Source organism: Paenibacillus terrae (genome assembly GCF_005217525.1).
Lineage (GTDB): Bacteria > Bacillota > Bacilli > Paenibacillales > Paenibacillaceae > Paenibacillus > Paenibacillus terrae_C.
This window is the reverse complement of record NZ_PNXQ01000018.1, coordinates 111,113-135,697: the sequence shown is the minus strand read 5'-3', so window position 1 is coordinate 135,697 and position 24,585 is coordinate 111,113. Positions and strand designations below refer to the sequence as shown.

The following is a 24,585-nucleotide window of genomic DNA, read 5'->3' as shown; positions in this document are numbered from 1 at the left end:
TCCCGAACCCCAGTTAACAGGGGGTTCGGGAGGCTTTTGTTTATTCGTTTTTATAACATTCATGATAAGGATTAGATTTTCATAATACCGCCGTTGCTTGCATTGGTCACCAGCTTGGAGTAGCGTGCCAGGTAACCTGTTTTAACCTTCGGTTCGAAGCCTTTCCAGTTTGCGCGACGACGTTCAAATTCTTCGTCACTAATTTGCAGCTCAATCGTACGATTGTTCAGATCCAGCTCGATAATATCGCCGTCTTCAACAAAAGCGATAGGGCCGCCCTCTGCTGCTTCGGGGGAAATGTGACCGATGGAGATACCACGTGATGCGCCTGAGAAGCGCCCGTCTGTAATCAGGCCGACCTTGGCACCAAGTCCCATACCGACGATTTGCGAAGTTGGAGCGAGCATTTCAGGCATACCCGGTCCACCCTTAGGACCTTCATAACGGATAACAACAACGTGGCCTTCTGCGATTTTACCATTGGCAATACCAGCCAGCGCATCTTCCTGTGAATCAAAGCAGATGGCAGGGCCTTTATGATAACCACCAACAGACGGATCAACTGCACCGACTTTAATGATGGAGCCTTGCGGTGCCAGATTACCGAATAATACAGCCAAACCGCCGCGTTCGGAATAAGGGTTGTCCAGCTTGTGGATAACATTGGTATCCAGAATTTCCTGCCCCTCTACGTTTTCGCGGATCGTTTTTCCGGTTACGGTAATACAGTCACCATGCAGTGCGCCCGGCTTCTTCAACAATTCATTCAGCACTGCGCTTACGCCGCCTGCATTATGAACATCCTCGATATGATAGTCGGAAGCAGGTGCCAATTTGGACAAATGAGGTACGCGGTTCGCCACTTCATTGATCCGTTCGATAGGGTAGTCTACTTCAGCTTCATGAGCCAGTGCCAATGTGTGCAATACCGTATTGGTGGAACCACCCATGGCCATATCCAGCGCAAATGCGTTATCAATAGCTTCTTTAGTCACGATATCACGTGGTTTCAGGTCCAGCTTGATCAATTCCATCAATTGACGTGCAGATTGTTTAACGAATTCTTTACGTTCTTCCGCTACTGCGAGAATGGTGCCGTTACCAGGCATAGCCAGACCCATTGCTTCAGCGAGACAGTTCATAGAGTTCGCTGTGAACATACCTGAGCAAGAGCCGCAAGTTGGACAGCCGTATTGTTCTAATTCCAGCAGGCTTTGATCGTCGATTTTACCAGCCTGATATGCACCTACGCCTTCGAAGACGGAGGTCAGGGAGATGGAGCGCCCGTTCTTGTCTTTACCAGCTTTCATGGGGCCGCCGCTGACGAAAATAGTCGGGATGTTCACGCGTAATGCGCCCATCATCATGCCGGGTGTGATTTTATCACAGTTTGGAATGCAGACCATGCCGTCAAACCAGTGAGCGGAAACGACAGTTTCCAGCGAGTCGGCAATAATTTCGCGGCTTGGTAGAGAATAACGCATACCGATGTGTCCCATGGCAATGCCGTCATCTACACCAATGGTGTTAAACTCAAAAGGTACGCCGCCTGCCTCACGAATGGCTTGCTTGACAATTTTGCCGAATTCCTGCAAATGGACGTGGCCCGGTACGATGTCGATATACGAGTTACACACCGCGATAAATGGTTTGTCAAAATCTTCTTCTTTAACGCCCGCTGCGCGCAACAAGCTGCGGTGAGGAGCGCGGTCAAAGCCTTTTTTAATCATATCGGAACGCATTTTCGTCTTTGCTGTCATGATGCTGGTTTCCCCCCAAAGTTAAAAAATTTTATGGCGTTCGAAGACGCCGAATTAGCGCAGATGTTTTCTAAAGAGTCTATCATACATGTGCGCATATTTCTACATATATGAGGATTTTGTGAAAATTCAAGAGCGACCTGTAATCGACAATATATAGATCGAAATGATTTGGTTCGTCTATATATTGCACCTTGGAGCAGCTGGAATTGAATTTTGTGTAAAATGCTGTTGATAAAAAGTAATCGTTTGGATATTTGTGATGTCGCAAAATATGAAAAGGCCCACTCCGCAATAAAGCGGGATGGGCTTGAGCTTGCTTTTTATAGTTACAAAAGGTGTTTTATGTGGTACTTGATTCAATTTTTGCCGCCTTTGCGTCCAATATCCCTGTAGTAATCTTTGTCATGAGACTCAGCGGTAGCATCGCCGCCACGTTTACCAATTTCCTGATAAAATTCTTTATCGTGGGAGTTAGCGGTAGCTTGCCCGCCTTTTTTACCAATCTCCTGATAAAATTCCTTGTTGTGCTTCTTGGATGTAGCTTCCCCACCCATACGACCTGCCTCTTCGCGGCTCATTTTACCTTGATCCTGATTACGTGCCATTACAAAACACTCCTTTATGAAAAGTTGTTTTTTGTTGCGCGCATCCTTTACTTACCACATCATGCCTTGATGAAACAGGCCTCTTGCTAAGTAAAGAGGATCCGGGTCCGCCTAGTTCTTCGTCTGATAGCCGTTTGTCGCGTGCTGACGCTTGTTATAGGATGGACATAAAAAGTTATGCGGATCGTTTAAAAAGATAAGGAGACGGCTTAAGCATCCAGTCAACCCGTGGCTCGATTAAAGGATGTGTTGCATTTCGCACCCAAGGCAGAGTCAGTAGACAGCACAGACCCGCAGCACACGCTACGATCAGCATCACTTCCACCGGAGTGTCTATATAATCGTAAATCCCCTTGGCAGCAGCGGTACGGACAATCAGACCATGGAGCAAAAAGACGTATAATGTCCGCCGCCCCATTTCAGTCATACGTCCAGTGACGGCTGGAACAAAGCTCAAAAACGCGATAGCTGCTATGAATTGCACTCCGTAAATGCCAATTCGGTAAATCCCCGCATACCATTCGGCATGACCCAGCTCACCATAAGTCATGCTGCCATACAGCCAGCCTGTCGGAATGCCGTAGTACGACGTTCCCGCCAGTACCATAAGCAGAAGGGACACTATGCCTGCGATCACACGGACTGGAGTCGTGAAGAAGCGCCGAACATCTGTATAATTCAAATGATACCCTGCTACAAAAAAAGGCAAATAAACAAAGGTTCTGCACACGCTGAGCCAGACGCCATCCACCGGGAGATATCCGACAAGGATACCCAGCAGCACGGATATACCTAATTGGACAACAGGCGGCATTCCCTGGAAAGCAAGCATCAGCAGTCTCCAGCAAATATGACTGGCAAGGAACCAGAGCAGCAAATAAGGTGCAAAAAAAGAATGATGAATATGAGGGACATGGAAGAGTGCAGCATCCAATATCGAATAGAGGGTTTGAAAAATAAGATATTGCATACCGATCTGAAGCAAAACTTTCCGGCCTGTGGGCCCCCCTAATGATGATTTGGCAAAGTAGCCTGTAACGAGCACGAACAACGGCATATGAAACATGAATATCCAGCTAAACCATTGTTGGGCGATGTGAAGCGAGCCAACCAAGGGCTCCAGAGCATTGCCTGCAAATACGCATACGATCAGCATAAAGCGCAAATTGAGAAAAAAGCTTTCTCCTTGTATGTCATGGCTTGTCGTCATGTAATTCCCTCCGAACGGCACTAAGCCGAGTAAACTCTGTGCAAAATAATCCTTACAAGGAACAAGGTACGATACTCTGAGTCTTACAATTGTGATTTTATTCACAATGGTAAGCGCTATCATGTCCTTATTATGTGGCGGAAGCTTGAACAGGGGACAAAGACCAGGCAAATGTCTGGAAATGTCTTCTTATTTGACCCTGTGCGCGCACGATGGTACCCTAACAAGGTTATAGATAAGCTGATTTACGCAGCAAAAATTTCATATACCAATCATGAATCATAAGGTACGAATTACGAAAGGAACCTTTAAAATGAGAAGAAGAACGAGAAGATCATACAGCTCATATGGGACAGGCGCTAATAGGAAGATATGGAAAATTATATTGGGTATCCTGATGGTCATTGTGCTTATTGCAGCTTGGGGAGCATGGAAAGTATTCACACCCTATCAGCCTGACAACACGGCCACTGCCGCATTAGCAGAAGCAGCCGATGCTGTGAAGGTGAACGAACAGGAGCATTGGATTGGTTTTGAGCCTGCAAAAAGAAATGGTGCCGGAGTTATTTTGTACCCGGGTGCGTTGGTAAAGCCTGAAAGCTACGCTCCATTGGCCCGCCGTTTGGCGGAAAAGGGTCATCATGTGATCATAGCAAAAATGCCGCTGAATCTTGCATTGACTTCCCCGAATTTGGCGGGTGAGGTACTGAAGGCATATCCGAAAGAAGCGTTTGTGATCGGAGGCCATTCGTTAGGCGGTGTTATGGCTGCCCGCTATGCCGCTGCACATCCCGATCAGGTCAAGGGCGTATTTTTCCTTGCTTCCTACCCGGACAGTAAGGGGAATTTGAAGGATAAAAATCTGCCGGTCATTTCCCTGCTTGGAAGTGATGATGGAGTGATTAAAATGGATAGTGTTCAGAGTGGAAGAGCTTATCTACCAGCCAATACGTTGTATTTTACAGTTGAGGGAGGAAACCATGCCCAATTCGGCAGCTACGGAGCCCAAAAGGGCGATAACCCTGGGAAAATTAGCCCGGCCGAGCAATGGAATCAAACGGTTTCAGCTTTGCAGGACTGGATGAAAGAGAGTGTAGATTCAGCTCCAAAAAATCAGTAAAAAGGAGGCGGCTGCATGTCTGAGTTAGTCGTGCGGGGACAGCGGTTTCCATGCCGTGGCATTTTATTGGACAAGGATGGAACGCTGCTGGATTTTATTCAGTTGTGGGGGCCCTGGGCCCGTTCTATACTGGATATGCTGGAACAGCAGCTTGCCGTGGCAGGTACTGAGTTTACGGTGGAAAAAGGCAGCATTCTGGGCACCATCCACGACCCTGAGGGGAGCGTGATCGGCTATGATCCTTCTGGCCCGCTGGCGATGGGGACAGTGGATGAGAGCACGGGCGTGCTGGCTTGGCAGCTTTATACTGTCGGTGTACCGTGGAATGAAGCGGTGAGGCTTGTTCGGGACTTTAACAAAATGGCGATGGCTGATATTCGGCGACATCGGGCCGCGAAGGCGTTTCCGGGTTTACGCACGTTATTGGAGCAAAGCCGCCGTGCCGGATTGAAGCTGGCGGTCGTCACCTCTGACAGTACAGAGGCCGCGCAGGAGCATCTGGAGTGGATGGGGCTGACATCCTATTTTGATGAGGTCATCGGTCACGACAGGGTTACATACGGCAAACCAGACCCGGAAATGGCTGAAAAAGCCTGCGATTTGCTGGGACTGACGCCAGCAGATGTAGTTGTCATTGGAGACAGCAACGGGGATATGCAGATGGGCAAGCGTGCCGGGGTGCGGCTGGCCATCGGATTTGCGCCAGAGCAGGAACGTTCCGGTCATTTGCTGGATGCGGACATCATCGTCCGCGGATATGAAGAGCTGGAGGTGCGTGAAACATGGACAAAGTAAAAATGTTGGCTGATTGGATACAGCAATCGCAAAATATTGTTTTTTTCGGCGGGGCGGGTACATCGACGGAGAGCGGTATCCCGGACTTTCGTTCGGCGGCTGGTCTGTATCAGAGTGAGGAAAAGCTGCCTTATCCCCCGGAGGTTATGCTTAGCCGTTCTTTTTTTGTAAAGCATCCTGAAGTGTTCTTTGGCTTCTATCGCAGCAAAATGCTGCATCCCGATGCGGAGCCTAACGGTTGCCATCATTTCCTCGCATCACTGGAACAGCATGGGCGACTCAAAGCGGTCGTGACGCAAAACATTGACGGATTGCATCAGGTCGCAGGCAGTGTGAATGTGCTGGAGCTTCACGGCTCGGTACATCGCAACCATTGTATGGAATGCGGGCGTTTTTACAGTCTGAACGAAGTGATGGACAGCTCCGAGGTGGTGCCCAAATGTCCAGTAGACGGGGGAATGATCAAACCGGATGTCGTTTTATACGAGGAAGAGCTGGATCAGGATACGCTTGTCCGATCCATTCAGGCTATCTCGCAGGCCGATCTGCTATTAATTGGAGGAACCTCACTGACGGTGCATCCTGCGGCGGGACTGATTACTTATTTTCACGGTAAACATACGGTACTGCTTAATACAGATCCCACTTCATATGATCACAAGGCGGATCTCCTGATTATCGATCCCATCGGCAGGGTTCTGGGAGAACTCGGCAATCAATTGAGTTTGTAATCGTTTTCTTGTCAACGGCCGGATAAAGGCGCTATGATGTTGTTGTACTGGACATAACAATGTTTCGAGAGAGGCTGGGATAGCATGGTTTATTTGGCTGGCGATGAACGCTATGAAAGTATGAAATATAACCGCACAGGGAGATCAGGCCTTAAGCTGCCTGCCATTTCACTGGGCTTGTGGCACAATTTTGGCGGGATCAACAATGCGGAGAACGGTCGTAGCATGGTTACTCGTTCCTTTGATCTGGGGATTACGCATTTTGATCTAGCTAATAACTATGGTCCTCCAGCGGGCTCAGCAGAGGAATTTTTCGGACAAGTGCTGGCGAGTGACTTGAAGCCGTACCGGGATGAGATGATCATTTCGACCAAGGCGGGCTACACTATGTGGCCAGGACCTTATGGTGATTGGGGCTCGCGCAAATATCTGATATCCAGTCTGGATCAGAGCTTGAAGCGGTTGGGTCTGGATTATGTCGACATATTTTACTCCCACCGCTTTGATCCTGATACGCCGTTGGAAGAAACAATGCAGGCTCTGGATCATATCGTTCGTTCCGGAAAAGCGCTGTATGTGGGCGTGTCTAATTATAGCGCGGAGCAAACGGCAGAAGCGGCTCGTATTCTAAAGGAGCTGGGAACACCGCTGCTGATTCATCAGCCCAAATATTCTCTGCTCGACCGCTGGATTGAAAACGGGTTGCAGGATGTACTGGACGAAAACGGGATCGGCAGCATTGCCTTTTGCCCCTTGGCTCAGGGATTGCTAACGAATAAATATTTGAACGGAATTCCCGAGGATTCACGCGCGGCAAGTGCATCTGTCTTCTTGAATGAGAACAATGTGACACCCGAGACACTTCGCAAGGTGCGTGCTCTTAATCAGATGGCGGCTGCGCGCGGACAAAGCTTGGCTCAATTCTCGTTAGCCTGGGCTCTGCGTGGTGAACGTCTGACCTCCGTCCTGATTGGGGCCAGCCGTGTGAGCCAAATTGAAGAAAATGTTGCCGCCCTGTCCAATCTGGACTTTTCGCAGGAAGAGCTGGATCGGATTGATTCGATTCTGAATGCGGGGAATTTACAGGACGGCGGCACAGCCTAAAGCCCAAAAGCTATTCCATCATCATGGGCATAACGTGCATTTTTTCATGCCCAATATACACACAACAGCCCACATCGTTAAAGGATGCGGGCTGTTTGCTATTTTCCGAACCATACCAGATTGGTCGTTGCCCATGCCGGAACAGAGGATCAATCATCAGACGAAGCAGAAAGGATATGTGAACGGTTAAAGCCTGCTAAGGATGCGGATATTGCTGAACCTTGCTTCGGTACTGGGTTGGCGACTGACCGCAGAAGCGCTTGAATTGACGCGAGAAATACAAAGCGTCTGTCAATCCCACCGAAGCGGCCACTTGCTCCACCGAAAGCTCGGGACGCTCGCGTAGCAGATGACGAGACTTGTCAATTCGCAGTTTGAGCAGATAGGTGACCGGAGAGACGCCCGTTTCCTTCTTGAATATACGTGACAAATACGCACGGTTATAACCAAGTCCTTCGGACATTTGTTCGATAGAAACGGGATGCGCATATTGAGTGGACATATATTGGACCATCTGCTTGACCGTCCGCCGAATTTGCGAATCTGCGCCGGTTGGGTCAGACCAGTCGCTTAAATGATTACCCGCCTCCCCCATGATCAGATACAGGTAGCCGAGGGCTGCAAGATGCGAGCTGGATTTTCGGCTGTAAAAGGCTAACTGCATCTGCTCCAAATAGCTGGGGATCAGGCTTTCACTGGAAGCGTGGAAGACAGGCTGGTGCACGAGCAGTCCTGCTTCCTGCACCATGGTTTCGGTATGCTGTCCTGTAAACGCAGACCAGCGATACCGCCACGGTTCCTCCTCATCGGAGGTGTAGCTTACGAGTTGACCGGGATGGATCAGGAAAAAATCGTTTTTTTCAAGCTGATATGAGTGCTGCTCTGTTCGGTAGATGCCTTTTCCAGATTCTACAAAATGAAGCAGATAGTAATCATATAGCTTCGGCCCGACGGCATGACCGGATTTGGTTTGGCTCTCGCCGGCAAAAAGCACGTGCAGCGGGCTATTTTCATAAAACACTGGATTGGAGGCCACAGCATAACTATATGAATGCGCTTGCAAATAGGGTCATCCTTCCTAGATTTGTGAATGGTTTATTAGATACGGTATACTTACATTGTACATATCCAAGTCACATTTATCCATAGCTTTAACACATGGATGCATTACATTATTTAACGCTTTCATTTATACTGAAATCATAAGAAGCGCCAGCCTGATTAAGTTTGTTACAAGGAAGTCAGGGGGGACTTTACTAACCGTGATGAGGTGGATGTGGATATGAACACTACTGAAATAAAGAAACGTTTTATCGACAAATATGGTGAAAGCAGCCATGAGCTGCGAATATTTCATGCTCCTGGGCGTGTTAACCTGATTGGGGAGCATATCGACTACAACGGTGGTTATGTACTCCCGGCTGCACTGGAATTCGGTACCACGCTGATTCTTCGTGCGCGTAATGATGATGAAATTCATTTTACTTCGACAAACCTTTCGTATGAAGTATCTATCCCACGCGGAGAAATAGGTAAAAGTAAAACGGATGAGTGGGTGGACTATCCTGTCGGCGTTCTGGTGGAGCTGGCTGAAAAGGGAGTTTATCCGTCTAGTGGATACGACCTGCTCTATCATGGAGAAATACCGAATGGTGCCGGATTATCCTCCTCTGCCTCCATTGAGGTTGTAACGGGATACGCGTTCCTCACTACCGAAAAACAGGAAACGAACACAGTCGAAATTGCTTTATTGTCCCAGCGGGCAGAAAACAATTACGTAGGTGTCAATTGCGGTATTATGGATCAGTTCGCTGTCGCAAACGGTGCGGCTGACCATGCGATTCTGCTGATGTGCGATACGCTGGAATACCGTAAGGTCCCATTCCGTACCGGTGCCTATAAGCTAGTGATCGGCAACACGAATAAGCGCCGCGGGCTGGTGGATTCAGCCTATAACGAGCGCCGCAGCCAATGTGCCGAAGCTCTGTCCATTTTGCAGCAGCAGGAGCCTACGCTGGAATACCTTGCTCAGCTGGATGAGACCCGTTTTGATGAGCTCCAGCATTATATTGCGGATGAAACGGTACGACGCCGGGCACAGCATGTGGTAGAGGAAAACGCTCGCGTGCTGGCCTCTGTCGATGCTCTTGCTGCGAATGATCTCGAAGCTTTTGGGCAATTGATGAACGCTTCGCATGATTCATTGCGCGATTTGTATGAGGTTAGCTGCACGGAGCTGGATGTGATGGTCGAGGAAGCACGGCGCATTCCTGGCACGCTCGGTGCGCGTATGACGGGAGCCGGATTTGGGGGCTGTACGGTTTCACTTGTCCATGAGGACGATGTGGAACGGTTTGTGAAGGAAATCGGCGAAGCTTATCAGACCCGTACAGGGCTGGAAGCCAGCTTTTATGTATGTAAGGCGGGAGACGGAGTTAAAGAACAGAAGGAGGACGAATAACATGGCCATTTTAGTAACAGGCGGAGCTGGATATATTGGTTCACATACGGTAGCAGAGCTGTTGGATCGGGGAGAAGAAGTTGTGGTGCTGGACAATTTGCAAACCGGGCACAAGGCAGCACTGCTCGGAGGCAAGCTGTATGAAGGTGACCTGAGAGATAAAGAACTGCTTTCCAGACTGTTTTCCGAAAATAGTATCGACGCAGTTATTCATTTTGCAGCCAACTCGCTGGTCGGGGAAAGTATGCAAAATCCGGGTAAATATTATGACAACAACGTATTCGGCACGTTGAGCTTGCTGGAGGCCATGAAGGATGCCGGTGTACGCAGGATCGTATTTTCCTCCACTGCGGCTACTTATGGCGAACCGGAAAAGGTACCGATTGAAGAGGGCGACCGTACGGAGCCAACGAATGTATATGGTGAAACAAAGCTGATGATGGAGCGTATGATGTCGTGGTTTGATAAAGTACTGGGCATCAAATATGTGTCCTTGCGGTACTTTAATGCGGCTGGTGCGCATGAGAGCGGCAAAATCGGTGAGGATCATCGTCCGGAAAGCCATCTGATTCCGCTGGTACTCCAGACAGCACTGAAACAGCGCCCGCACATCGCGGTGTTTGGTGAGGACTATGCTACACCTGACGGAACGTGCATCCGAGATTACATTCATGTGAGCGATCTGGCGGATGCCCATGTGCGTGCGGTGAATTATTTGCGCGAAGGCCATGACAGCAACGTGTTTAATCTGGGCAACGGGCAGGGCTTCTCGGTGAAGGAAGTGATCGAGACGGCACGCAAGGTCACTGGACTCGACATTCCGGTCGTTACAGAGCCACGGCGCTCGGGTGATCCGGCAGTATTGGTTGCCTCTTCTGAAAAGGCACGTTCGGTGCTGGGCTGGAGTCCGGCGCGTACCCAACTGGAGGACATTATTAGCGGAGCTTGGGGCTGGCATCAGTCACATCCTCAGGGCTACGGCGACGAATAGACGGGAGACGATGACATAATGAGCAAGAGTCAATCCGCAGATAGAGGTCAAGGCCGGGAGCATTCCCGACATACGGCCCATGACATCGATGAAATTCTACAACAAGCCGCTCTGTATGCGATTGAGCAACTGGTTGCATTCGCACAAAACCGGGGATTAATCGGTCTGCAAGATACAGATTACAGCCGTAATCTGCTGCTGGAGCAGTTCGGGTTTTCGGAGCCTTATTCCGGCGTGGAGGCAGGGGGCATCACAGCCCCCGAGGTTCTCCAGCCTGTGCTTAATGTATTGATTGATTATGGGTATGCGATTGGACTCATATCGGAAAACACAGATACGTACCGTGATTTGCTGGATTCCAAAATCATGGGACTGCTGATGGCCAGACCTTCTGAGGTCGTCCGTGACTTTCGCCAAACGGAGGCCGAACGTGGCATAGAGGCAGCGACAGATGCTTTTTATCAACTGTCCATCGACTCGAATTACATCCGAATGGACCGCGTTGCCAGCAATGTGTACTGGAATCAGCCGACACCTTACGGAGATATGGAAATCACAATTAATCTGTCCAAGCCGGAGAAAAGTCCAAAGGAAATCGCAATGGCGAAGCTTCTTCCGCCGCCAGTTTATCCAAAATGTCAATTATGCCGTGAAAACGTTGGGTATGCCGGAAGGGTGAATCATCCGTCCCGCCAAAACCTGCGCATCATTCCATTGGAATTGAACGAGGAACCGTGGTTTTTTCAATATTCTCCTTACGTTTACTACAACGAGCATTGTATTGTGTTCCATCACGATCATGTACCGATGAAGCTCACGAAGGATACACTGCGGCGGTTGCTGGCATTTACGAAAGCGTTCCCGCACTATTTTATCGGTTCCAATGCCGATCTGCCGATTGTCGGAGGATCTATTCTGACTCACGATCACTTTCAAGGTGGACGTCATACGTTCCCGATTGAAAAAGCGGGTGTGGACGTTGTGTATCGCAATGAAGCCTTCCCGCAGGTCACAGCAGGGATTGTGAACTGGCCGATGTCAGTGATCCGCTTTACTTCAACGGATGCCGAATCGTTGCTGGAGGCGGGGAATGCCGCATTTGAAGCCTGGAAGGCTTACAGCGATCCCGCAGCCGATGTCCTCTCTCATACGGAGCAGGACGGAGAAACGGTGCCGCATAATACAGTGACACCGATTGTACGCCGGGATGCGGAAGGAAAGTACCAGATGGATCTGGTGCTTCGAAACAACCGAACGAGTGATGAGTACCCGGAAGGTATTTTTCATCCTCATCGCGAGATGCATCACATCAAGAAGGAAAATATCGGTCTGATCGAGGTTATGGGACTTGCGATTTTGCCGGGGCGGCTTAAGGATGAACTGGATGGTATTGCAGATATTTTATGCGGTAACGACGAGTTGGCTGTAGCTATGCAGCAGGAAGGGCATCCGCTATTCAAGCACGCGGACTGGATTCACCAGTTAAACACCCGATTCGGTCGCTTGCCTGACAAGGAGACGGCTGTTGGCACGGTACAAAATGAAGTTGGACTGAAGTTCAGTGAAATTTTGGAGCATGCAGGAGTGTACAAGCGTGATTCGGAAGGTCAGCAAGCGTTTGGACGTTTTATAAAGCAACTGGGTTATACAACAGGGGAATAGAATAATTGCAGGCAGCGCATAATACTGTGCGAGAACCCTCCCAAGATATGACATGGAAACCATGCTCCTTTAGGAACATGGTTTTTTTTCTGAAAAAGAAGCAAATTTGTTTCCTGTAACTGAGAAGGTTATAATAGAGTAGTTTCTTAACATTAAATTTCAAAAAATATTGGAGGCGAACGTTTGCGATGAAAGCATTCGAATTTTATAATCCTACTCAATTGATCTTCGGTAAAGGGCAATTAGAGGCTCTCAAGCGTGAAGTTCCTAAATACGGTAAACGTGTACTGCTTGTATATGGCGGCGGCAGTATTAAACGCAGCGGCTTGTATGATAATGTAATCAGTCTGCTTCAAGAAATTGGAGCAGAGGTAACGGAACTGGCTGGTGTAGAACCAAATCCTCGCTTGTCCACAGTACATAAAGGCGTGGAATTGTGTAAAACGCATCAAATCGACCTCGTACTGGCTGTTGGCGGCGGTAGTGTGCTGGATTGCTCCAAAGCGATTGCTGTCGGGGCGAAATATGATGGGGATATGTGGGATTTTGCAGAGCGTAAAGCGGCTCCACAGGCAGCATTGCCTTTAGGTACAGTTCTGACGATGGCAGCTACCGGTTCCGAAATGAACGCAGGTTCTGTCATTACGAACGAAGAAACACAGGAAAAATTGGGCTGGGGCAGCGTATTTGCATTCCCTGCGTTTTCCATTCTTGATCCCGTGAACACGTATTCTCTGCCACAAAATCAAACGGTGTACGGAATCGTGGATATGATGTCACATACGCTGGAGCACTACTTCCATTTGGAATCTAACACTCCGGTTCAGCTTGGCTGGTGTGAAACGATTTTGCGTACAGTTATGGATGCGGCTCCGGGCCTGGTCAACGATCTGGAGAACTACGAGCTGCGTGAAACGATGATGTACTGTGGTACGATGGCGCTGAACGGCTTCCTGAACATGGGGCTGACAGGTGACTGGGCGACTCACAATATCGAGCATGCGGTGTCTGCTGTTTATGATATTCCACATGGCGGAGGACTGGCGATTTTGTTCCCGAACTGGATGAAGCACAACCTGCATGTGAAGCCTGAACGCTTCAAGCAACTGGCTGTGAATGTGTTCCATGTGAACCCGGAAGGCAAGAGTGATGAAGAAGTAGCGCTGGAAGGTATTCAGGCGTTGCGTGATTTCTGGAACTCGATTGGTGCGCCAAGCCGTCTGGCTGATTACGATATTGACGGTTCCAAAATCGACGTTATGGCTGATAAAGCTGTGAAATTCGGATCTTTTGGCGGATTTAACAAGCTGAATCGTGAAGATGTAGTGGAAATTTACAAAGCATCTTTGTAATCCAGTCATTCAGTCATTGGATAATTGCAAGCACGTTTGTACGTCATTAGACGTATGGACGTGCTTTTTTGGGTTTGATTTGGAATTCTAGAGGAAAATTTTGAAACTTTTTAAGGTTGAATACGTAAACATAGTTATAGGCTGGAAACCAGACTGAAATAGGGACATGGAAGGAGGAGCCGCATGGAAACTATATTTTGGTGGTTATTGGCAGGGGGCGCTATCTTTACCGTGGTCAGTGTGCTGATCGGGGATGTACTCGGTGGTTGGCTGGATGGATTGGAGCTTCCCGGCCTCGATTGGTTCAGACCCGTCGTTTTACTTGGAGCGATGACCGCTTTTGGCGGGGCGGGTGTGTTGCTGACGAAATATACCGGGTTGAGCATGAACCGGGTTGTTCTGCTTGCCCTTGCGATTGCGTTTGTGATCGGAGTACTTGTGTTTTTTGCGTTTATCAAGCCAATGGCGAACTCTGAGGTATCCAGCGGCTTCTCGATGCGTGAGCTGACTGGCAGAATCGGTGAGGTCACCGTTCCGGTACCTGAGGTTGGTTACGGGGAGGTTATGATCCGCTTGGGTGCAGGCAACACCATACATACAGCATCGAGCTTTGATCACAAACCGCTGGCTGCGGGAACCCGTATCGTCGTGGTTGAGGTCGCAGAGGGTGTCGTCCGCGTAGCGTATCTGGACACATAGACGACGCATTCGCTTAACTTGAAGGGAGCGTGAACGGGAGTGTCAAGTTTGCAGGATATTGTGTTGGTTCCGGGGATTGTCGTCATCGTTATCGTCATATTAGGGATCGCCTTTTGGGCCCGTTACAAAACGGTAGGACCGGATGAAGGGATGATCGTGACGGGCTCATTTTTGGGAAATAAAAATATTTCCGAGGATGATTCCGGTCGCAAAATCAAAATTGTACGCGGCGGTGGCGCCTTTATATGGCCTATTTTTCAGCAGTCCGAATTTATTTCTTTATTGTCCCACAAGCTGGATGTAACAACACCGGAAGTGTATACCGAGCAAGGAGTTCCCGTGATAGCGGACGGTGTGGCAATCATCAAGGTAGGCAGCTCCATTGAGGATATTGCAACAGCAGCGGAGCAGTTCATCGGGAAGCCGCTGGAGGCCCTTAGGGGAGAGGCTCAGGAAGTGCTGGAGGGCCATTTGCGTGCGATCCTCGGCACCATGACGGTGGAGGAAGTATACCGTAATCGGGATCGGTTTGCGCAGGAAGTACAGGGCGTGGCGGCTCGCGATCTGAAAAAGATGGGGCTGCAAATTGTCTCGTTCACGATTAAAGATGTACGTGATAAGCACGGATATCTGGATGCGCTCGGTAAGCCGAGAATTGCCGCTGTGAAACGGGATGCAGAAATTGCCGAAGCTGAGGCGGTAAGGGATGCGCGGATTCAAAAGGCACGTGCGGAACAGGAGGGGCAGAAGGCTGAACTTTTGCGTGATACAAACATTGCCGAGGCAGCCAAGGAGAAGGAACTGAAAGTGGCTTCGTTTAAAAAGGAGCAGGATACAGCCAAGGCGGAAGCCGATCAGGCTTATCACATTCAGGAGGCTCGTGCCAAGCAGACTGCCGTCGAAGAGCAGATGAAGGTCGAACTGGTGCGCAAGGAGCGGGAAATTGATCTTCAAACCAAGGAAATTCAGGTGCGTGAAAAACAATACGATGCGGAAGTGAAGAAGAAAGCGGAAGCGGATCGGTATGCGGTAGAGCAAGCCGCGGAGGCGGATAAATCGCGTAAAATGCGTGAGGCGGAATCGCTGCAATACTCGATTGAGACACAGGCTAAAGCGTCAGCTGAACAAAAACGGCTGAATGGGCAAGCGGAAGCGGATGCGGAACGAGCCAAAGGTACGGCGGATGCTGATGTCATCCGTTTACGTGGTCTTGCGGAAGCCGAGGCCAAGGAAAAGCTGGCCGAGGCGTTCCAGAAATTTGGCGAGGCAGCCGTACTCGATATTATCGTGAACATGCTGCCTGAGCTGGCCGGGCGGATTGCCGAGCCGATTGCGTCCATTGATAAATTAACAGTTGTGGATACAGGCAAGGGAGAAGGAGCAGCGCGTGTCAGCAATTATGTCACAGAGCTAATGGCTACGGCTCCAGAGATGCTCAAGAGTGTGTCCGGTATTGATGTGGAGCAGTTAATCAGGGGGCTGACCACGGGGAAAAAGGGCCTTCATTCCGCACCGTCCTTCGGTGAAACGGATAAGCTGCATATTCATGCCCCGGTTGAGGTTGCGCCGCGGGATAAAGAATAGCCGCAGGGCTTTCAGGAGCAGATATCCCTTAACAGAAAGAACGCTTTTCATCACTGGTTTTCCCGACTATTGTGAAGAAAAGCGTTTTCTTTTTATTGACCTTTAGCGGAATATTTGGTACTTTAACGTGGATTCCTCTGAGCTTCATGCTCTAATTATTAGGAACAAGGTTCAGATAAAAAGAGGTGCGGATGTGAGCAGCCTACAAGTGGCGAAAGCGCTGAATAACAATGTGATTATCGGGATGCATCCCGAGCATGATGAGGTTGTTGTGATTGGAAAAGGAATCGGCTTCAATCGTAAAAACGGCGATCTTATTTCGTTGGATTCAGTTGAAAAATTATTTATATTAAAAAGCCATGAGGAGCAGGAGCAATACAAGCGATTGCTTCCTGAACTGGATGAAAAGCTCATTGAGGTCATCGGTGAGGTGCTTCACCATGTTCAGCTTCAAGCGAAGAAGCCTCTGAATGAGCACATATTGATTGCTTTAACCGATCACATCGCCTTTTCCATTAATCGTCAGAAGCAGGGCATTACGATCCATAATCCGTTTTTGTATGAAACGAGAGAAATTTATCCTCAGGAATACAAGATGGCTGAACAGGCAGTCTCTTTGATCAAGGACAAAATGGGTGTGGATCTGGGAGAAGATGAAATCGGATTCGTGGCCTTGCATATTTACAGTGCTATGACGAACCAGCATATTTCCGAGGTCAGGAAGGATTCTCAATTGATTGCTGATATGGTACAGGTAGTAGAGACTACGCTGGATTATCGCATTCCTCTCCAATCCCTGGATTACTCGCGTCTGCTGACCCATCTGAGGTTTGCGATTGAACGTGTACGTCGGGGAGAGATTGTGCAGGAGATTTACCGATTGGACAAGCTTTTGAATGAAGAGTATCCAGAAATGTATATGTTAGCCTGGAAACTCACGAAAATTATGGAGAAAAGGCTACGCAAATCCGTTTATACGGCTGAGGTTAGCTATTTGACGATGCATTTACAGCGGTTGTCCCAACGCAAAGAGCAGGGAGAGCAACGTTAGAACAGCTAGAATCGAAAAAAGTATTGCCTCACTTTTGGCAGAATGCTATAATAAACTTCGTAATGAGCAAGACAACAAATGAATATCTAACGTGTTACTGATTCGATCAGGCATGAGTTGTTTTAAGTTATGATTGTTTACAGCCTACTGGGGTAAGCTATATCCCAAGGTTGTGTTCAAACATACTTAATTCGGCTCATGCCTTTTTTGTTGTTTTGCCTCTGTATTCTAATTTTCAGAGAAGGAAGTGGAACGTATGTTTAAAAAGCTTTTCGGCGTTTTACAGCGTGTCGGCAAAGCTTTAATGCTTCCTGTAGCCATTTTGCCGGCTGCGGGACTATTATTGGGAATCGGCAACATGCTGGTCAATCCCGATTTTCTCCAGTACATTCCGGCATTAAATGCGGGCTGGGTTCAATCGGTAGCGACGATCATGATGAATGCCGGACAAATTGTTTTTGATAATCTGGCACTGTTGTTTGCAGTCGGCGTAGCCGTCGGTCTGGCAGGCGGTGAAGGTGTAGCAGGTTTGGCTGCGATCATCGGTTATCTCGTTATGAATATTACATTGGGTACTGCCGTAGGTGTTACACCGGGTCTGATTGCTCAAAAAATCCCGGGCTATGCGAACGTGTTGGGGATTCCAACGCTGCAAACCGGGGTGTTCGGCGGGATTATCATCGGTATATTGGCCGCGGCCATGTACAATCGCTTTTTCAAAATCGAGCTTCCTTCGTATCTGGGCTTTTTCGCGGGTAAGCGCTTCGTTCCGATTGTAACAGCAGTATCTTCATTGCTAATCGGACTATTGCTAGTCATTGTGTGGCCTCCCGTACAGCAAGGACTGAACGTCGTGTCTCACTTCATGGTTGATTCCAACCCGACACTGGCCGCTTTCATTTTTGGGGTCATTGAACGCTCACTCATTCCTTTCGGATTGCATCACATTTGGTATTCCCCGTTCTGGTTTGAGTTCGGCGAGTATGTGAACAAGGCAGGTCAAACGATTCATGGTGACCAGCAAATCTTCTTTAACCAGCTTCGTGATGGAGTTACATTGACAGCAAGTACGTTCCAAGTGGGTAAATTCCCGTTCATGATGTTCGGTTTGCCAGCCGCAGCGCTTGCGATGTATCATGAAGCAAGACCGGAACACAAGAAATATGTAGCAGGTATTATGGGTTCAGCAGCTTTGACTTCTTTCCTGACAGGGATTACGGAGCCACTGGAATTTTCCTTCCTGTTCGTAGCTCCACTGCTGTTCGCAGTGCATGCTGTGTTTGCAGGGTTGTCGTTTATGACGATGCAAATATTGAATGTTAAAATCGGTATGACCTTCTCTGGCGGATTTATCGACTTCCTGATTTTCGGGATTATTCCGAATCGTACGCCTTGGTGGTACGTCATCATCGTCGGTTTGATTTTGGCGGTTATTTACTACTTCGGATTCCGATTCATCATACGGAAGTTTAACCTGAAAACACCAGGTCGTGAAGAAGCCACAGAAAATGTTGAAGGAGCCGCAGTCGGTACCACAGACGAGCTTCCAGGCAATATTTTGGCAGCTTTCGGCGGGGCGTCCAATATCAAGCATTTGGATGCTTGTATCACACGTCTTCGTATTGAAGTTAACGAAAAGTCCAATGTTGACAAGGCTCGTCTGAAACAGCTTGGCGCATCGGGCGTACTTGAAGTCGGCAACAACGTACAGGCCATTTTCGGTACACGTTCCGACACGATTAAAACGCAAATGGCTGATATTATGGCGGGACGCACACCTGCTCCGGCCCCGGCTCAACCTGCTCCGCAAGAAGAGAAGGAAGCTGGTGAAGAAAAACAGACCATTATCGTTGAAGATATCGTGATGCCTGTTAACGGAGAATTGGTTGATATTTCGACTGTTCCCGATCCGGTATTTGCAGAACGTATGACAGGAGACGGTTTTGCTGTCGTGCCAAATGATGGAACGATTGTGTCACCTGTATATGGTAAAGTATTCAATGTATTCCCAAGCAAGCATGCCATTGGTATCCAATCTGATGGCGGTAAAGAAGTGCTTGTTCATATCGGGGTGAACACAGTGAAGCTTAAGGGCCAAGGATTTGACGTTTTGGTGAACGAAGGCGATCTTGTGTCAGCCGGTCAGCCGATTATGAAAGTAGACCTGGAATACGTGAAGGCAAACGCAAAATCCATCATCTCACCAGTCATTTTTACCAACCTTCCAGAAGGTTCTTCGGTAACTTTAAACAAAACTGGAGTATTGAAGGCTGGCGAAGATGGTATAATTACGATAAAATAAACTCTATGTGTTTCGGATTCGTGATGAGGCGGCCTAGGCCGCCTCATCAATGACCCGGTTTCACTACACGTATACTGCGTGTAAACAAATATTATCCATTAGGAAAGTGGGAGGAACAATTATGCAAACAACTTTTAGAATTACAGATGAAGACGGTATCCATGCACGTCCTGCAACTGCGCTGGTAAATACAGCTAACAAATTCAGCGGTGCTGAGTCTTTCGCCGAAGCTAACGGTAAAAAAGTAACTTTGAAATCCATTCTGGGTGTATTGTCTCTCGGTCTGGAACAAGGCGATACAATCAACATCATCTGTGAAGGTGCTGAAGCTGCTGACGCTCTGAAAGCTCTTGAAAATGTAATCGTTAACGAAGGGCTGGGCGAAATTCATGCTTAAAATTTCCGGGATTGCCGCTTCGGCAGGCATCGCCATTGCCCGGGCGTTTATCTTGGAGCATCCGAATTACGCTGTAGAGAGACGCGCGGTTGGTGATGTTGAAGCTGAAATTGCAAGATTGGATGCGGCTTTGGCAGAATCTCAAACCGAATTGGAAGCGATTAAGGAGAAAACTTTACAGGAGCTTGGCGAGAAAAAAGCAGAGATTTTTGCTTCTCACCTGTTGATCCTGAATGATCCTGAATTGATCGATCCAGTTAAAGCCAAAATCAGAGATGAGCAGCTTAATGCTGACTATGCTCTGAACGAGGTAGCTACACAGTTTATTTCCATGTTCGAAAACATGAAAAGTGCTTATTTGCAAGAACGCGCATCGGACATGCGGGATGTAACCAAGCGGATCCTGAATCACCTGCTTGGTGTTCATTTTGTCAGTCCTGCAGAAATTGCCGAAGAAACGATTGTACTTGCAGAAGATTTGACACCTTCCGACACAGCTCAGCTGAATCGCGAATTTGTTAAAGGCTTTGCAACCAATATCGGTGGACGTACTTCGCACTCGGCTATTATGGCTCGTTCTCTTGAAATTCCTGCGGTTGTTGGAACTAAAAATATACTGTCCCAAGCTAAAAGCGGCGATTTGATTATCGTCGACGGTCTGGATGGTCACGTATTCGTGAACCCTTCCGAAGAGATCGTTGCGGAGTACAAGGCTAAACAAGTGGCATACGACAAGCAACGCGAAGAGTGGCGCAAGCTGCGCGGCGAAGCTACAATTTCCGTCGATGGTGTGCATGTCGAACTGGCAGCCAATATCGGTACGCCTAACGATGTAGCTGGCGTTTTGGATAACGGTGGCGAAGGCGTTGGCCTGTATCGTACTGAATTCTTGTATATGGGACGCGATAAGCTTCCATCCGAAGAAGTACAGTACACAGCATACAAAACCGTTCTGGAAAGAATGGAAGGCAAACCGGTTGTAGTCCGCACGTTGGACATCGGTGGCGACAAAGAGCTTCCTTATCTGGATCTGCCGAAGGAAATGAATCCATTCCTCGGATTCCGTGCTATTCGTCTGTGTCTGGATCGTCAGGATATTTTCCGTACTCAATTGCGTGCTTTGCTGCGGGCAAGTGTACACGGTAACCTGCGGATCATGTTCCCAATGATTGCTACACTGAACGAATTCCGTGAATCCAAAGCTGTGTTGCTGGAGGAAAAGGAAAAGTTGGTAGCAGCGGGTGTAGCTGTATCTGAAGAAATTCAGTTGGGCATCATGGTAGAAATTCCTTCTACAGCAGTATTGGCTGACCAATTCGCAAAAGAGGTTGATTTCTTCAGTATCGGTACGAACGATCTGATTCAATACACAATGGCAGCGGATCGCATGAACGAGCGGGTTTCTTACCTGTATCAACCATATAACCCATCCATTCTGCGTCTGGTGAAAATGGTTATTGATGCCGCTCACCGTGAAGGACGTTGGGTTGGTATGTGCGGCGAAATGGCAGGGGATACAACAGCAATTCCATTGCTGCTGGGTCTGGGACTCGATGAGTTCAGCATGAGTGCCACTTCCATTCTGCCAGCACGCAGTCAAATTTCGAAATTGTCCCGCGCGGATATGGAGAAACTGGCTGCAAAAGCTTTGGACATGCAAACAGCCGAGCAGGTTGTTGAATTGGTTCAAAGCATTGAAGGCTAAGGAAGGGTATCACATTTTCAAAGGTTATATCTTTTTCCAACAAAAAGTGCTGTCTACATACAGCGGCCGGTATCTAATAGATACCGGCTTTTTTGTATGCCCAAAATTTAAGTTTGCTTTTAGCTGCATGAGCAATTCAATATAGGCTTGCGAGCTGCAGTTGCTTCGTCCAGTCGCGTGACTGGAGTGGTATACGGAGCATTCAGCACCAATTCAGGCGTTTCCTCAGCTTCCCGCGCAATTTGGATCATCGTGTCGATGAAGGCATCAAGCGTCTCCTTGCTTTCCGTTTCGGTCGGCTCGATCATGATACATTCCTCTACATTCAGCGGGAAATATATCGTAGGTGGATGGTAGCCGAAATCGAGCAATCGCTTGGCAACATCAAGCGTACGCACTCCGAATTTCTGTAAGCCGCGCCCAGACATCACAAATTCGTGCTTGCAATACCCCGGATAAGGGATGTCAAAATGCGGAGCCAATCGGTGCATCATATAATTGGCATTGAGTACGGCACATTCGGATACCCGCTTCAAGCCATCAGGACCGTAGCTGCGGATATAGGCATAGGCACGGACAAGAATACCGAAGTTGCCATAAAAGGCTTTGACCCGTCCGATAGAATCTCCCTGTTCTCGGTCCCAACGGTACGTGCCCTGTGGATCACGCACGACAAGCGGCTTGGGCAAATACGGAATGAGCCGCTGCTTTACCCCCACAGGTCCCGCGCCGGGCCCGCCTCCGCCATGTGGGGTACTCATCGTTTTGTGCAAATTGAGATGCACCACGTCAAAGCCCATATCCCCAGGGCGGGTGATCCCCATAATGGCGTTGGAGTTCGCGCCGTCATAGTAGAGCAGGCCACCCGCTTCATGCACAATCGCGGCAATGTCAGCGATTTGCTTTTCGAACAGCCCGAGCGTGTTCGGGTTGGTCAGCATAAGCGCAGCGGTGTCGTTGCCTACGGCTTGACGCAGCGCGTCCAGATCCACCAGCCCCTGTGGTGTGGAGGGGAGGGTTATCGTTTCGAAGCCTGCCACAGTGGCGCTGGCGGGGTTCGTTCCATGCGAGGAATCCGGCACGAGCACCTTGGTACGCCGCTCACCACGCGCTTCGTGGTAGGAGCGAATCATCATCAGCCCGGTCCATTCGCCATGGGCGCCCGCGGCGGGCTGAAGGGTGACAGCATCCATGCCAGTTAACGCGGCCAGATCGTTTTGAAGCGTATGGAGCAGCGCCATGGCGCCCTGGATGCTGTCCTCCGGCTGGTACGGATGGATTTTGGCGAAGCCTGCATAACGGGCGACATCCTCGTTCACCTTGGGGTTGTATTTCATCGTACAGGAGCCGAGTGGATAAAATCCGTTGTCCACGCCAAAATTACGCCGTGACAGTGCGGTATAATGTCGAATAACGTCTACTTCGTATACCTCGGGCAATGCCGCAGGCTCGTTGCGCTGCGCATAATCCGGCAAAAGCTCTGCCACTGGACGCCGGGGAACATCGCATTCAGGCAGGGAATAGGCGATACGGCCCGGTCTGCTCAATTCAAAAATGAGCGCCTGCTCATGCTTTTTCTTCTGATTTTGACTGGATTCGACTTCTGGATTCGGTGTACCCTGATCCTGTCCTGTAGTATGCGTCATAGCAATCCCCCCAAGATGTGTACGAATTGATCGATCTCTTCCTTTGTTCGTTGCTCTGTCACGGCAATCAGGATGTGACCTGCATATTCCTCATAATTCCGGCCCAAATCGTAGCCGCCGATAAAGCCGGCAGCAAGCAATCCGGCTTGCAGTTTACTCATATCCGTACCCTCAGGCAACCGAAGGGCAAACTCGTTAAAGGTGGGTGCGGTAAAGGAGGCGGTTACGCCCTTCAAGCCGAGTAATTGCTCCAATGCGTAGCGGCTTTTGTGCAGGTTTAGCTCGGCTACTTCCGCGATGCCCTGTCTACCCATGACGGACAAATACACAGAGGCGGATAAGGCGAGCAACGCCTGATTGGAGCATATGTTAGAGGTGGCCTTTTCCCGGCGGATATGCTGCTCCCGTGCCTGTAAGGTCAGCACGAAGCCGCGTTTACCGTTGCGATCTGTGGTCTGGCCCACTATACGTCCGGGGATACGGCGCATATGCGCCTGAGAAACGGCAAAGTAACCACAGGTTGGGCCACCGAGGGAGGAGGAGATGCCAAGCGGCTGCGCGTCTCCTACGACAATATCAGCACCCTGCTTGCCGGGTGCTTCCAGCAGGCCTAACGCCAGCGGATTGGCGCTGACGACCATAAGGCCCTTGTGGGCATGGACCAGGTCAGCCATCGGCTTCAGATTTTCCACGGCCCCGAAAAAATTAGGGCTTTGGACCAAAATAGCCGCCGTCTGTTCCGATATGGCTACCGCTAATGCTTTCACGTCGGTTACACCGTCTGCACAGCCGATTTCCACGATATCTAAATCCAGCCCGCGCGCATAAGTAGCCAGCACCTGGCGTGCCTCTGGATGGACGGTCCGCGATACGATGAGTTGCTTGCGGCGGGTGGCAGCGGCAGCCAATGAGCCTGCTTCTGCCAGCGCAGTCGCTCCATCATACATACTGGCATTGGCTACAGCCATGCCTGTTAATTCGCATATATACGATTGGAATTCGAAGATGGCTTGCAGCTCGCCCTGGCTTACCTCCGGCTGGTAAGGAGTGTAGGCCGTATAAAATTCCGAGCGCGAAGTGATATGCTGGATGACGGATGGAATATGATGATCGTAAATCCCTGCGCCGAGAAAGCTGGCGTGCGTGTCTGTATTGGCATTTTGCCCGGCCAGTCCGGATAAGTGGCGGGTTAAGGCTCTTTCGTCTAGCCCAGAAGACAGGGGAAGCTCCCCCTCATACCGGATCGCCTCAGGAATATCGCTGAATAGATCGTCGATAGACGATGCGCTGACCGCGCGTAGCATTTCAGCTTGATCCTGTTCAGTCATGGGAAGGTAGCGATGTTGTTTCATTGGGTCTGGCTCCTTTCAACCAACAAATCGTAAAAACGTAGAACGATTAACGAAT

20 protein-coding genes are annotated in these 24,585 nt (G+C 49.2%); 14 read left to right on the top strand and 6 right to left on the bottom strand.

Annotated elements, in window-relative coordinates; translation table 11 throughout:
* Positions 1-71: 71 nt before the first annotated feature.
* The 3 genes from ilvD to C1I60_RS23940 form a co-directional block, all read right to left on the bottom strand.
* Entirely contained in the window at positions 72-1,760 is a 1,689-nt protein-coding gene (gene ilvD, locus C1I60_RS23950) for a dihydroxy-acid dehydratase (protein WP_044648168.1), read from the bottom strand.
* 359 nt (positions 1,761-2,119) lie between these two features.
* Positions 2,120-2,368 (bottom strand): KGG domain-containing protein, encoded by a 249-nt coding sequence (locus tag C1I60_RS23945; protein ID WP_137063999.1) that lies wholly within the window; start codon positions 2,366-2,368, stop codon positions 2,120-2,122.
* A gap of 175 nt (positions 2,369-2,543) precedes the next feature.
* Positions 2,544-3,578, bottom strand: coding sequence for an acyltransferase family protein (locus C1I60_RS23940; RefSeq protein WP_137063998.1), 1,035 nt, complete (start codon positions 3,576-3,578; stop codon positions 2,544-2,546).
* Positions 3,579-3,891: 313 nt separating this feature from the next.
* On the opposite strand from C1I60_RS23940, the gene C1I60_RS23935 reads away from it, so the two are divergent.
* From C1I60_RS23935 to mgrA, 4 genes are all read left to right on the top strand, one after another.
* Positions 3,892-4,698 (top strand): alpha/beta fold hydrolase, encoded by an 807-nt coding sequence (locus C1I60_RS23935; RefSeq protein WP_137064061.1) that lies wholly within the window; start codon positions 3,892-3,894, stop codon positions 4,696-4,698.
* Positions 4,699-4,713: 15 nt separating this feature from the next.
* Positions 4,714-5,493: an HAD family hydrolase gene (locus tag C1I60_RS23930; protein ID WP_137063997.1), complete on the top strand. Its 780-nt coding sequence runs from the start codon at positions 4,714-4,716 to the stop codon at positions 5,491-5,493.
* A complete protein-coding gene (locus C1I60_RS23925; RefSeq protein ID WP_137063996.1) occupies positions 5,481-6,224 on the top strand; it encodes an NAD-dependent protein deacylase in 744 nt (247 codons plus the stop codon). The genes C1I60_RS23930 and C1I60_RS23925 overlap by 13 nt, the downstream gene beginning before the upstream one ends.
* Positions 6,225-6,308: 84 nt before the next feature.
* A complete protein-coding gene (gene mgrA, locus C1I60_RS23920) occupies positions 6,309-7,328 on the top strand; it encodes an L-glyceraldehyde 3-phosphate reductase (protein WP_137063995.1) in 1,020 nt (339 codons plus the stop codon).
* 196 nt (positions 7,329-7,524) lie between these two features.
* On the opposite strand, the gene C1I60_RS23915 is transcribed toward mgrA, so the two are convergent.
* Positions 7,525-8,391, bottom strand: a complete 867-nt coding sequence (locus tag C1I60_RS23915; protein ID WP_137063994.1) for an AraC family transcriptional regulator — start codon at positions 8,389-8,391, stop codon at positions 7,525-7,527.
* 219 nt (positions 8,392-8,610) lie between these two features.
* On the opposite strand from C1I60_RS23915, the gene C1I60_RS23910 reads away from it, so the two are divergent.
* The 10 genes from C1I60_RS23910 (at position 8,611) to ptsP (ending at position 21,532) form a co-directional block, all read left to right on the top strand.
* The gene (locus C1I60_RS23910) at positions 8,611-9,789 is read left to right on the top strand and encodes a galactokinase (protein WP_137063993.1); all 1,179 of its coding nucleotides are present in this window, start codon (positions 8,611-8,613) and stop codon (positions 9,787-9,789) included.
* A gap of 1 nt (position 9,790) precedes the next feature.
* Positions 9,791-10,780 carry a UDP-glucose 4-epimerase GalE gene (gene galE, locus C1I60_RS23905; RefSeq protein WP_137063992.1) on the top strand — a complete coding sequence of 330 codons (990 nt, stop codon included), beginning with the start codon at positions 9,791-9,793 and terminating at the stop codon, positions 10,778-10,780.
* Between the two features lie 18 nt (positions 10,781-10,798).
* Entirely contained in the window at positions 10,799-12,442 is a 1,644-nt protein-coding gene (locus C1I60_RS23900; RefSeq protein ID WP_137063991.1) for a UDP-glucose--hexose-1-phosphate uridylyltransferase, read from the top strand.
* Between the two features lie 188 nt (positions 12,443-12,630).
* Positions 12,631-13,794, top strand: a complete 1,164-nt coding sequence (locus tag C1I60_RS23895; RefSeq protein ID WP_137063990.1) for an iron-containing alcohol dehydrogenase — start codon at positions 12,631-12,633, stop codon at positions 13,792-13,794.
* A gap of 183 nt (positions 13,795-13,977) precedes the next feature.
* Positions 13,978-14,493, top strand: a complete 516-nt coding sequence (locus C1I60_RS23890; protein ID WP_137063989.1) for an NfeD family membrane protein — start codon at positions 13,978-13,980, stop codon at positions 14,491-14,493.
* A 48-nt stretch (positions 14,494-14,541) separates the two neighbouring features.
* Positions 14,542-16,077 (top strand): flotillin lipid rafts scaffold protein FloT, encoded by a 1,536-nt coding sequence (gene floT / locus C1I60_RS23885; protein ID WP_137064060.1) that lies wholly within the window; start codon positions 14,542-14,544, stop codon positions 16,075-16,077.
* Between the two features lie 193 nt (positions 16,078-16,270).
* Complete coding sequence (gene glcT, locus C1I60_RS23880; protein WP_137063988.1) at positions 16,271-17,128, top strand: glucose PTS transporter transcription antiterminator GlcT; 858 nt, start codon at positions 16,271-16,273, stop codon at positions 17,126-17,128.
* A 256-nt stretch (positions 17,129-17,384) separates the two neighbouring features.
* Positions 17,385-19,430, top strand: coding sequence for a glucose-specific PTS transporter subunit IIBC (gene ptsG / locus C1I60_RS23875; protein ID WP_137063987.1), 2,046 nt, complete (start codon positions 17,385-17,387; stop codon positions 19,428-19,430).
* Between the two features lie 121 nt (positions 19,431-19,551).
* Positions 19,552-19,827 carry an HPr family phosphocarrier protein gene (locus C1I60_RS23870; protein WP_014282905.1) on the top strand — a complete coding sequence of 92 codons (276 nt, stop codon included), beginning with the start codon at positions 19,552-19,554 and terminating at the stop codon, positions 19,825-19,827.
* On the top strand, positions 19,820-21,532 hold the full coding sequence (ptsP, locus tag C1I60_RS23865) for a phosphoenolpyruvate--protein phosphotransferase (protein ID WP_137063986.1): 1,713 nt from the start codon (positions 19,820-19,822) through the stop codon (positions 21,530-21,532). Before C1I60_RS23870 ends, ptsP begins: the two co-directional genes overlap by 8 nt.
* 119 nt (positions 21,533-21,651) lie before the next feature.
* Here ptsP and gcvPB read toward each other — a convergent pair whose 3' ends face one another.
* Positions 21,652-23,178, bottom strand: a complete 1,527-nt coding sequence (gcvPB, locus tag C1I60_RS23860) for an aminomethyl-transferring glycine dehydrogenase subunit GcvPB (RefSeq protein ID WP_137063985.1) — start codon at positions 23,176-23,178, stop codon at positions 21,652-21,654.
* On the bottom strand, positions 23,175-24,530 hold the full coding sequence (gene gcvPA, locus C1I60_RS23855; RefSeq protein ID WP_137063984.1) for an aminomethyl-transferring glycine dehydrogenase subunit GcvPA: 1,356 nt from the start codon (positions 24,528-24,530) through the stop codon (positions 23,175-23,177). The genes gcvPB and gcvPA overlap by 4 nt, the downstream gene beginning before the upstream one ends.
* Positions 24,531-24,585 lie beyond the last annotated feature (55 nt).

What these genes read in the sequence shown, in the direction of transcription:
- C1I60_RS23935 (WP_137064061.1), top strand. Translation starts at nt 3,892, where the DNA reads ATGAGAAGAAGAACGAGAAGATCATACAGCTCATATGGGACAGGCGCT.
- C1I60_RS23870 (WP_014282905.1), top strand. Translation starts at nt 19,552, where the DNA reads ATGCAAACAACTTTTAGAATTACAGATGAAGACGGTATCCATGCACGT.
- galE (WP_137063992.1), top strand. Translation starts at nt 9,791, where the DNA reads ATGGCCATTTTAGTAACAGGCGGAGCTGGATATATTGGTTCACATACG.
- gcvPB (WP_137063985.1), bottom strand. Translation starts at nt 23,178, where the DNA reads ATGACGCATACTACAGGACAGGATCAGGGTACACCGAATCCAGAAGTC.
- mgrA (WP_137063995.1), top strand. Translation starts at nt 6,309, where the DNA reads ATGGTTTATTTGGCTGGCGATGAACGCTATGAAAGTATGAAATATAAC.
- C1I60_RS23910 (WP_137063993.1), top strand. Translation starts at nt 8,611, where the DNA reads ATGAACACTACTGAAATAAAGAAACGTTTTATCGACAAATATGGTGAA.
- ilvD (WP_044648168.1), bottom strand. Translation starts at nt 1,760, where the DNA reads ATGACAGCAAAGACGAAAATGCGTTCCGATATGATTAAAAAAGGCTTT.
- C1I60_RS23890 (WP_137063989.1), top strand. Translation starts at nt 13,978, where the DNA reads ATGGAAACTATATTTTGGTGGTTATTGGCAGGGGGCGCTATCTTTACC.
- C1I60_RS23895 (WP_137063990.1), top strand. Translation starts at nt 12,631, where the DNA reads ATGAAAGCATTCGAATTTTATAATCCTACTCAATTGATCTTCGGTAAA.
- C1I60_RS23930 (WP_137063997.1), top strand. Translation starts at nt 4,714, where the DNA reads ATGTCTGAGTTAGTCGTGCGGGGACAGCGGTTTCCATGCCGTGGCATT.
- ptsP (WP_137063986.1), top strand. Translation starts at nt 19,820, where the DNA reads ATGCTTAAAATTTCCGGGATTGCCGCTTCGGCAGGCATCGCCATTGCC.
- ptsG (WP_137063987.1), top strand. Translation starts at nt 17,385, where the DNA reads ATGTTTAAAAAGCTTTTCGGCGTTTTACAGCGTGTCGGCAAAGCTTTA.
- gcvPA (WP_137063984.1), bottom strand. Translation starts at nt 24,530, where the DNA reads ATGAAACAACATCGCTACCTTCCCATGACTGAACAGGATCAAGCTGAA.
- C1I60_RS23925 (WP_137063996.1), top strand. Translation starts at nt 5,481, where the DNA reads ATGGACAAAGTAAAAATGTTGGCTGATTGGATACAGCAATCGCAAAAT.
- C1I60_RS23945 (WP_137063999.1), bottom strand. Translation starts at nt 2,368, where the DNA reads ATGGCACGTAATCAGGATCAAGGTAAAATGAGCCGCGAAGAGGCAGGT.
- C1I60_RS23900 (WP_137063991.1), top strand. Translation starts at nt 10,799, where the DNA reads ATGAGCAAGAGTCAATCCGCAGATAGAGGTCAAGGCCGGGAGCATTCC.
- C1I60_RS23940 (WP_137063998.1), bottom strand. Translation starts at nt 3,578, where the DNA reads ATGACGACAAGCCATGACATACAAGGAGAAAGCTTTTTTCTCAATTTG.